The organism is Thermococcus sp. Bubb.Bath (assembly GCF_012027595.1).
Lineage (GTDB): Archaea > Methanobacteriota_B > Thermococci > Thermococcales > Thermococcaceae > Thermococcus.
In genome coordinates this window covers 279,591-288,010 of the sequence record NZ_SNUR01000003.1, presented here as the reverse complement: position 1 = coordinate 288,010, position 8,420 = coordinate 279,591, and the positions used below count along the sequence as shown (strand labels likewise).

Sequence of the window (8,420 nt, the reverse complement as noted above, 5' to 3'; positions counted from 1 at the left end):
GCATACCTAACACCCGGAAGGGCGAACGGGTTGAACTTAACGGTTCCACTTGAATTGACGAGACCGGTCTGCGGGTCACCAACGAGGTTGAGGTCGAGAGCCCACCAAACGGCAATGCTCTTTATCATGCTCACGTTCTCCATAGTCTCATTGCTCAGGACGGAGGCTATATCGTCGTAGGAGAGATCCTTCCAGAACACGTCGTATTGTCCGCTCGCGACCCCGGATATTGCCGAATTTTCATTGTCGACTCCAAAAATTACGATTTTCCTCCAATTCACCCCTGAGGGAATGTCTTTGCCGTCGATTTTGTCTACAAAGTATGTCTCCGTTGAATTTGTGGCCTTTAGAATAATGACCTTATTCTGGGGATCGTAACTGTACACGTAGTACGGGCTGTTGCTTATGAGGACGTTCCCATAGCTGTTAACCCAATTAATAACGGCATTGTAACCTGCTTTTGCCATGCTGTCGGTTATACCAGCCTGTTCCTTTGTGATACCCCATTGGTAAAGCCATGGCAATAGTGTCTGGAGCCACATTGGGATCATATTACCGCCGTTGAGGAGCTTCTGGGCCTCAGCCTTAAAGTATGGAGCCTGGGCGGGGTCGATCATGTTGAGCTGGTAGTCGACACCAGTGGATGTGCTCCAGGAGAACGTCTTGCCGTTAACGCCATGGGCAACGGACTCGCTGAGGACGTTATAAAGCTCCCATGGTATTTTTGGGTATTCCATGAAGTTCCCAACTGCCGTACTCCAATAGTCGTATGGGACGTAGAAGTCCTGGTAGATGGTGTACTCAACGTAATCGTTAGTGACCTTGTCAACCTTAAGACCCTTAACGAGGGAGAGGATGCCCTGCCAGTTGTTGGCCCAAGCCTGGTCGTAGTACGGGTCGTTTTTGCTGTCTTGGTATGCCCACTCCCAAGTCATGGCGTAGTCAAAGAGGAAGTCAGCGAGGGTTATGGGCTGTCCATCCGCCCACTGGCCAAGGCCGCACTCCCAGGTAACGGCACTTTTCGCTTTCTTTCCTGTATATGGGGCGACCCAGCGTGCCTGACTACCGTTCCATATTATTGCATCGCTTGGAACTGTAACATTAGTCTTGACGTCAACGAGCCTGCACCGGTAGTTGTGATATTGGGCGTCTGGACCGATTACGTATGGGGGTTCATGGAGGAAGTACCAGACTCTAACCGAGTTTATGTCTTCAATCCCACTGGGAGATGGATTGAAAACGCTCATAAAGAGGTTTCCGTCTAGAGTGGGCATTGCGATTTTGAGTGTATCCTTTTCTATAGTGTCCTCAATATAGTCTCCTTTTATGTAGTGACCCCGTGGAACTACTGTGCTTAATATCAGCAGGATAATCAGAAGGCTCACTTTTCCTTTCGCATTCAACTTTATCCCTCCTTGGACAGATCTCATCTGTTTCTACTGAACATATCATGAAAAACTCTAAGTCATAAAAACCTTTAGTCTTTGAAGACGACTTTCATCTTTCTTATACTAACATAATAAGGGGTTAAGATTTATCCTCCGAACTCCTCCGCCCACTTTTCATAGCGCTCGATCTCCTTCCTCGTCAGCGGGCTCTTGATCTTCTTGAACGCCTCCTCGAAGTCTCTCATCTCAAGCGGTCTTACCTCCAGCTTCAGCCTCTCGCCCCTTGAGATTGCGTCGAGGTCTGAAAGTTCAGGGTTCATCTCGTCGAGCATGTTGTGGATTGCTAAATTGCAGAGTCCTGAGATTTCCCTGCCCGAATAGAGCCTCTTCACGCTCTCCTCGGCTATTGTATCCAAGTCAAGCCTTGAAATGTCCAGTCCGCGCGTGTTGATCTTGATGATCTCCTTCGTTGCTTCTTTATCTGGGAGTGGCACGTAAACCCTGAGCGGGAACCTTGAGAGGACTGCCTCATCCAAATCCCACGGGGTGTTTGTAGAAGCCAGCGTCAGGACTGGAACATCTTCCTGTCCCTTGAAGCCGTCAAGCTCGCTGAGGAGCGTTGCGAGGGTTCTTCGGGTCGCTTCGTGAGAGCCCTCCCTCTTCACTGTCAGGGCGTCTATCTCGTCCATGAAAACGATACTCGGAGCCCTCTCCCTCGCCAGCGCGTATAAAGCTGAGACTATCTTGGAGCTCTCGCCGTAATACTTGCTCAGAACGTCGGAGGCCTTCACGTTGAAGAAGGTGGCGTTTAGGCTCCCGGCGGCGGCCGATGCTAAAAGGGTCTTACCCGTTCCTGGCGGCCCGAAGAGGAGGATACCCTTCCACGGCTTTATCGGTGCCGGCTTCTCAGCCAAGGCCAGCGCGACGTTCCTCGCTATCAGCTTCTTTACCTCCTCAAGCCCACCTATATCCTTCCAGGTCACCGTTGAACGCGCTATGAGCCCCTCGACGTACTCCCTGTAGGGGTCAGCAGATGTGGTGGTGCTTCCCTTCCCCGCCGGCAACGTCTCCCTCTTCTCTGGCTCTGGTCTCTTTTCAAGCTCCTCCGCTTTCCTTTCCCACTCCTCAGCCCTTGCAATGTAGAGCTCCGCCATCCTCGGGTTCTTCTCCGCTAATTTAAGGAGTACCGAGGCGCAGCGGAGGGCGAGGGCCTTTGCCTCGTCCCTTCTCCCTGCCCTTACGGCCTTCTCGTACTCTCCTCTGCATTCCTCGAAGAGGCTCATGTAGAGCTCCGCTGTTTTCATGCTCAGCCCCTCATGGCGTCCTCAATGGCCTTAAGCTTGTCCTTGGGAGCGAGGTCCGATGAAGCGGACTCCTCGAATACCGAGGCGGCCTCCTCAACAGTCTCGGCGTCGAAGTCTCCGGTTAAGATGCTCTCACTTGTCAGGTCTAGCATCGAGGCGAGGGCGTCGTCAAGCTCCTCTACCCTACCCATGGCCTTCTCGAACTCCACCTGCATCCTGCCTATGTCCTGTGCTCCCGGCCCCTCAGCGATGCTCTCCACGATGTCCTGACTGAACTCTATGAAGTTTGCCGAGACCTTCACAAGCTCCCTTTGAACTTCGGCTTCTTCCATCAGGAGGAGGAGCCTCTTCGCCTGCTTTATCCTCTGCTCGATAGCTAAGTACTTCACCGCGCTCCTCTTCAGCAGGGCCTCATCCCCGAGCTTCGCCGCCTCCTTCCCCTGGAGGAATATCTTCCTCTTCAGGTTCTCGAGGTTGTTTATGTACTGCTTCAGGGCCATCTTGGCCTTTCTCATCCTTATCTTGCGCTCTATCTCCTTATCCTCTTTGGATTTCCAGAGTTTAACCATTCAGATCCCCTCCATAACTTCGAGGGCCTTTTCTTTCATCACTTCACCAAAAATAGAGGCATCAACGACTATCATCCCTCATCTCCTCAAGGATTCTGTGGGCATTCTCCACTCTCTTCGCTCTCTCGCGGAGCTCACGGAGTTTCCCCTGGAACTTCTTGGTTACCACTTTGGGTTTTATTATCTCGACGTAAACTACCTCCCCCTCCTTCAGCGGCACTTTTCTGAGGGGTATGAAAACTCCATTTTTGTACTTCAGCTCAATTATCTCGGGCACAAGCTCACCTCCCAGGTGCTCCCAAATAAAAGAAAGGGGTTAAAGGGCTTAAGCATTTTGCCTTCACACCCCGTTTTCCCTTTCTATGTCGTGAACCAGAACTTTTAACCTTCCAATAAAGTCCTCGCTCACCGGGAGATTCTCCTTAAGCAAGGCTTCGACAGTATTTATTGCGTTAAGGAGGTCGTTCAGATTCTGCACGGTGTAGAACTTGAGGTCGTTGAGGGTGTTGAGCAGTTCAGCTTTCCTGTTGAGCTCAGCATATGCTAAGGCCAGCTTGCCCATGGTTTTGATGGCCGTTCTCTTGTTCCTCAGGGCCTCTTCTGCACTCTTACTTTGCTTTAACGCTTTAACACTCTTAGATAGGGACTTCCTCAGCTCTTCAACGCTTTCCTCCAGCTCTGCTTTTCTTTCCTTTGCCTCTCCAAGCTTTTTAAGGTCTTTTAAGAATTCATCAACACTCCCGTAGCGGTCTTCTTTCTTCTTAGCCAGGAGCTTCTCAAAGATTCCATCATATTTTGCCAGCTCCGGATTGATCTTTGATGGTGGAGTGAACCGGTAAGTCTCATCAACTATTTTTCCAAAGACTTCCTCATAAGTGTAGCCCTCGAAGGGAAGCCTTCCGGTTAGGAGCTCGTAGAAGATGACACCCAGCTGCCAGATGTCGGTTCTGGCGTCAGTGTGTCCGTATTTTCCTTGAAGGAGATGTTCTGGAGCGGCATAAAGAGGCGTGTAACCCATAACGCTTCTGCTCGAACTCATGGTCCCTATTTTCGCCAGTCCCCAATCAGTTATTTTTGGTGTTAAACCGCTCTTCAGGAGGACGTTGAGTGGCTTAAGGTCGCGGTGATATATCCCCTTCGAGTGAGCGTGATTTAAACCTTCCGCAATACCCTTAATGAGTTTCAGGGCAAGCTTCTCATCAACAGGTTTTGGATATCCCTCGAGGTCCCTCACAGTTTCCCCGTCGACCTTGACGCCCTCAACGTACTCCATTTCAAGATGTGGGATAGGAAGGATGTCAACGTCGTAGAGTTTTACAATGTTGGGATGGTTGAGCTGGAGCCATGTGGAGACTTCTCTTATGAATGTCCTACTGGTCTTCTTATCAATGCGTGGGATTTTGAGGGCGACGATTTTCCCATCTTTCTTTCTCTTTACCTTGAAGACTTTGGCGAAGCCTCCCTCGCCAAGGAACTCAAGGGGTTCGTACTTCTCAAGGAGTTCAGGTGGAAAACCCCTATGAAGGTTAATCGAGGCCGCCGATGGGGTTTGTTTCTTGGGGTTAGTTGGTTCAACTCGTTCGAAGATTACTATCTTATTCTTTAAATCGACACTCTTTAATCTCCGCCCGGCTTGTAGCCATCCTTTTACAGCATGGGAATGAGATTCTGTGTTTGCCCACCAAGCCTGATACTTTCTGGCAGAGTCCGGTAGTTTTGAGCCTATTATCCTTTCAATATCGCTGAACGTTAGCTGGACAACTTTTTCGGGTCTTTTCTTGAGGTATTCAGCCAATGCAGAATAGTTTGGGTTCAAGTATTCTGAAATAACTGATGTGTCTGTCCCTTTGACTGGTTCTGGAACCTGTGCTAGTTTGGGGTTTTCTTCGTTGATGGGGATTGGTCTGATAGGTTTCTCTGCTGGTGGTTTAGTTTTCCTGCTCCTTGCCTTTTTATTTTCATTCTCTATTTTATGCAGGAGGATCTTCAGCTCGTTGGTGGTTGATTCGTCTATCGGCAAATCTTTCTTCATCATGATCTTAATCTTACTTATGATAGCTCCAATATCATTCTGGTGTTCCTTTGAGAAGACTTTGAGATTTTCGAGGGCATTTAATAGGCCAGTTTTATCGTCTAGTTGAGCGTGGAGCAGGATGTTCCTGCTCAACTGTTCAAGTTCTCTTCCCTCCAACTCCTCAATTGGGTGTTTACTAAGCTTGTTCTTTGGGAGTTTCTTGGGTGATTCACTGGATTTCTTTCTGTCTCCTCGTATGCCAGCTATATATATGTAATAGATTATAACACCAATGATATTGAAGAAGAACACGGTTATTATCCAGATCACTTTTTCAATGCTAGACATTCTCTTATGCTTCAGTATCTTATAAATGGTCCATATCGGCAAAAATAACAGTACAAAGAGTATCATGAGAAGTAGTATTGTATCAGACCCAGTCATAACGATTCACCTCCTAATTGTCTAATATGTCACCTTAAGTTTCATTACAAGAAAGTCTTTCTCTCCAACTCCCGTTGAGATGGTGTAGCCAACTGCAATGATGCTTCCGTCGGAGAGGACCTTAACTTAGTTGATGACGCCATCACCGCTTCCTCCGTAGCTGGCCCAGTACTTGCCTTCCGCGGCGGCTTTCATTGGAAGTATTACGAGTGATCCCATCAAAATCGTGAGCAATATAAAGGCAACAACGTTGGTTCTCATTTTCATCTCCCCTTTGACATTTTGGAAAAATAAAAAAACAAAACCCCCTCACCTCTTCCGCTTCTTCCCTTTCTTCTCCTCTTCCCCGGAGAGGTTGGGGTGGCGGTAGAGGACGACGGTGATGTTGTCCGTGCTGCCCATGCCGTAGGCCTTCTCTATGAGCAGGTCGACGGCCTCCTTGAGGGAGGGAGCGTTGAGAACGGTCTTGGCTATCTCCTCGTCGCTCATTACGTCGGTGAGGCCGTCGGAGCAGAGGAGGAGATAATCACCGGGTTCGAGGGTGATTTCCTTTATGTCCTCCGGGTCTATCTCGATGTCGGACTGGATTCCGAGGGCCTTCGTTATGATGTTCTTCTGCGGGTGCCTCTTCGCTTCCTCTGGGGTTATCATGCCCTTGTCTATGAGCTCCTGGACGAGGGAGTGGTCCTTTGTGAGCTGCTTTATCGTCCCGTCCTTCTTTATCAGGTAGGTCCTGCTGTCGCCGATGTTCCCGACTGTGGCCGTGTTGTTCCTGACTATCGCCGCGGTTAGCGTCGTGCCCATGTTGTGCCTCTCGGGGTGCTCGTCGTCGTGGCCCATCTCGTATATCCTGAGGTTGGCCCTCTCTATTGCCTCACGGAGGATTCTGGCCGGTTCCGTTGAGCCGAGCCGCTTAACGGTGTCCCTCAGAACGTTGAGGGCCTCCTGGCTCGCCACCTCTCCTGCCAGGTGGCCGCCCATACCGTCGGCCACCGCTAATACCACGTTGCCGTCGATCTTCTCCGCGAGGAAGGCATCCTCGTTGTTGTCCCTTCTGCCTATGTAGGACTTGAAGGCCAGGTTCTTGGAGATGTCCATCTTCTTGGTCATGTAGTAGGGGAGGAGGACTTCTTTCGATATCTTCGCTATCAGGGCCTCCGCTTCCTTCGCTTTTTTAACTGCACTGTTGTATTCTCCACTCCGTAGGTGTTTCTTAGCATTCCTTAGATTTGTCTCTATCTGGGGAATGAGTTTCATGTACTCACCTTGATACCCCGTCTGATTTAGCTCGCGCCTTATCTCCTTCAGTCCCGACTCTGCCTTTGAGATTTCCTTGGAGGCATTCCTTCCGGCGAGGTACTCCCTGAACCTCCTGCCACCGTAGAGCGCTCCAATTCCAGCGGCGAATATCGCGATACCGATTGCAACCCACTTGAGCACTTTGATGATGAGCCCCGCTATGCTCCTTCCCTTGCCCGGGTGTTTCCCTCCCGTTGCGTTGGTCGTGTTTCCTGAGCTGGTTGTTATGTTTCCAGTTCCGCCCGGTATCGTTCCATTGCTAATGGTGGAAGAGTTCGTCCCGTTTACAGGGGGGGTCGTTGTGGTGGTGTTCATCGGAGGGGTAGTGGTGGTCGTGGTTGTAGTCGTGTGATGCGGTGTTGTGGAAGTTGTGGACGTGGTTGTTGTACTTGTGGTGCTGGAGGATGTCGTTGAGGTCGTTGAAGTCGTGGATGTTGTGGTTGTAGTGGTTGTGGTAGTAGTTGTGTTGTTTGATGGGCCTGGCGGCAGGCCTCCCCCTCCACCGCTGCTCTGGTTGCTCTGATTGTTCTGTGGGGTTTGATTGCTCTGGTTGGCGGCAGGGGGCACCTGGGGTTGGAGAGGTGCCATGAACGCGTAGCTCCCGTTTGGGGAAAGAAGGAGGACTTCGCTGTCGTTCTCGTTCAAGAATATCCATCTCGGAGAAAGCGTTAGGTTAGTCAGGTTCTCTTCTCCCGTACTGTTGCCAGTGTTCACGTCGAAGAACTCGATCTCCTGGGTTAGCAGAATGGCCATTAAGTCCTTTCCACCGGTTATGCCTTGGATTATCCCGTTCACAGGGAGGGGTTCTGATAGGGACTCCCCAAAGTCGGGCACGTTGTAGACGTGGACGCTCTGGTTCCACACCAGCAGGATGTGTCTCCCATTGGCAGTGAAACGGAGGGTAGTTAAGTTTTGAATGCTGCCTCCGCTCTGGGGGATGACTGCGGAGGGAGTGGCGTTTCCGGAGGTGTAGTCTATTGAATAAATTATTACTCCCGAGCCGTTCCACACCGCCAGCCATTCTCCTGTTGCATCAAAGAGCTTTACGCTGGTGTTTATTCCGGTGACATTAATCCTCGTTACGTTGCTTAAATTGGAGCAGTTGAGTATGTACAGGCTACCGTTTGCGGAGTACACGACGATCCCCGCTTCTGGAAATGCTATCTCCTCCGGGCTGATGTTCATTAGGAGGGTTCTGTTGAGTTTTCCTTCGCTCACGTTTGCCGGTAGATTGGCCAGGAAGAGACCGCTCTGATTTGTACCGTTCCATACGTAGACCAGGGAACTAAGGTCGGGGGTCGCGTCCGCTCTTAAGATCTCCCCGCTTACGGCGGGAAGGGGGCCCAAAATCAGAATAAAGGAGAGAAACAGCAAACTCCATGTTTTTTTCTCCAGTGGCATT

Annotated in this window: 5 protein-coding genes and 1 pseudogene; all 6 read right to left on the bottom strand. The window is 50.4% G+C overall.

Features of this window, described 5'->3' with window-relative positions:
• A pseudogene (locus tag E3E29_RS08695) lies at positions 1–1,403 on the bottom strand (hypothetical protein); the annotation flags it as partial.
• 131 nt (positions 1,404–1,534) lie between these two features.
• Entirely contained in the window at positions 1,535–2,692 is a 1,158-nt protein-coding gene (locus E3E29_RS08690; protein ID WP_167910569.1) for a 26S protease regulatory subunit, read from the bottom strand.
• Positions 2,693–2,694: 2 nt separating this feature from the next.
• On the bottom strand, positions 2,695–3,261 hold the full coding sequence (locus E3E29_RS08685) for a hypothetical protein (RefSeq protein ID WP_167910568.1): 567 nt from the start codon (positions 3,259–3,261) through the stop codon (positions 2,695–2,697).
• A 61-nt stretch (positions 3,262–3,322) separates the two neighbouring features.
• Positions 3,323–3,538, bottom strand: a complete 216-nt coding sequence (locus tag E3E29_RS08680; RefSeq protein WP_167910567.1) for an antitoxin family protein — start codon at positions 3,536–3,538, stop codon at positions 3,323–3,325.
• Positions 3,539–3,601: 63 nt separating this feature from the next.
• Complete coding sequence (locus E3E29_RS11880; RefSeq protein ID WP_240922827.1) at positions 3,602–5,719, bottom strand: serine/threonine-protein kinase; 2,118 nt, start codon at positions 5,717–5,719, stop codon at positions 3,602–3,604.
• A 309-nt stretch (positions 5,720–6,028) separates the two neighbouring features.
• The gene (locus E3E29_RS11630) at positions 6,029–8,419 is read right to left on the bottom strand and encodes a Stp1/IreP family PP2C-type Ser/Thr phosphatase (RefSeq protein ID WP_206205844.1); all 2,391 of its coding nucleotides are present in this window, start codon (positions 8,417–8,419) and stop codon (positions 6,029–6,031) included.
• Position 8,420: the final 1 nt, after the last annotated feature.

Excerpts from the sequence above, each read along its gene's own strand:
- E3E29_RS08690 (WP_167910569.1), bottom strand. The coding sequence starts at position 2,692 with ATGAAAACAGCGGAGCTCTACATGAGCCTCTTCGAGGAATGCAGAGGA.
- E3E29_RS08685 (WP_167910568.1), bottom strand. The coding sequence starts at position 3,261 with ATGGTTAAACTCTGGAAATCCAAAGAGGATAAGGAGATAGAGCGCAAG.
- E3E29_RS11880 (WP_240922827.1), bottom strand. The coding sequence starts at position 5,719 with ATGACTGGGTCTGATACAATACTACTTCTCATGATACTCTTTGTACTG.
- E3E29_RS11630 (WP_206205844.1), bottom strand. The coding sequence starts at position 8,419 with ATGCCACTGGAGAAAAAAACATGGAGTTTGCTGTTTCTCTCCTTTATT.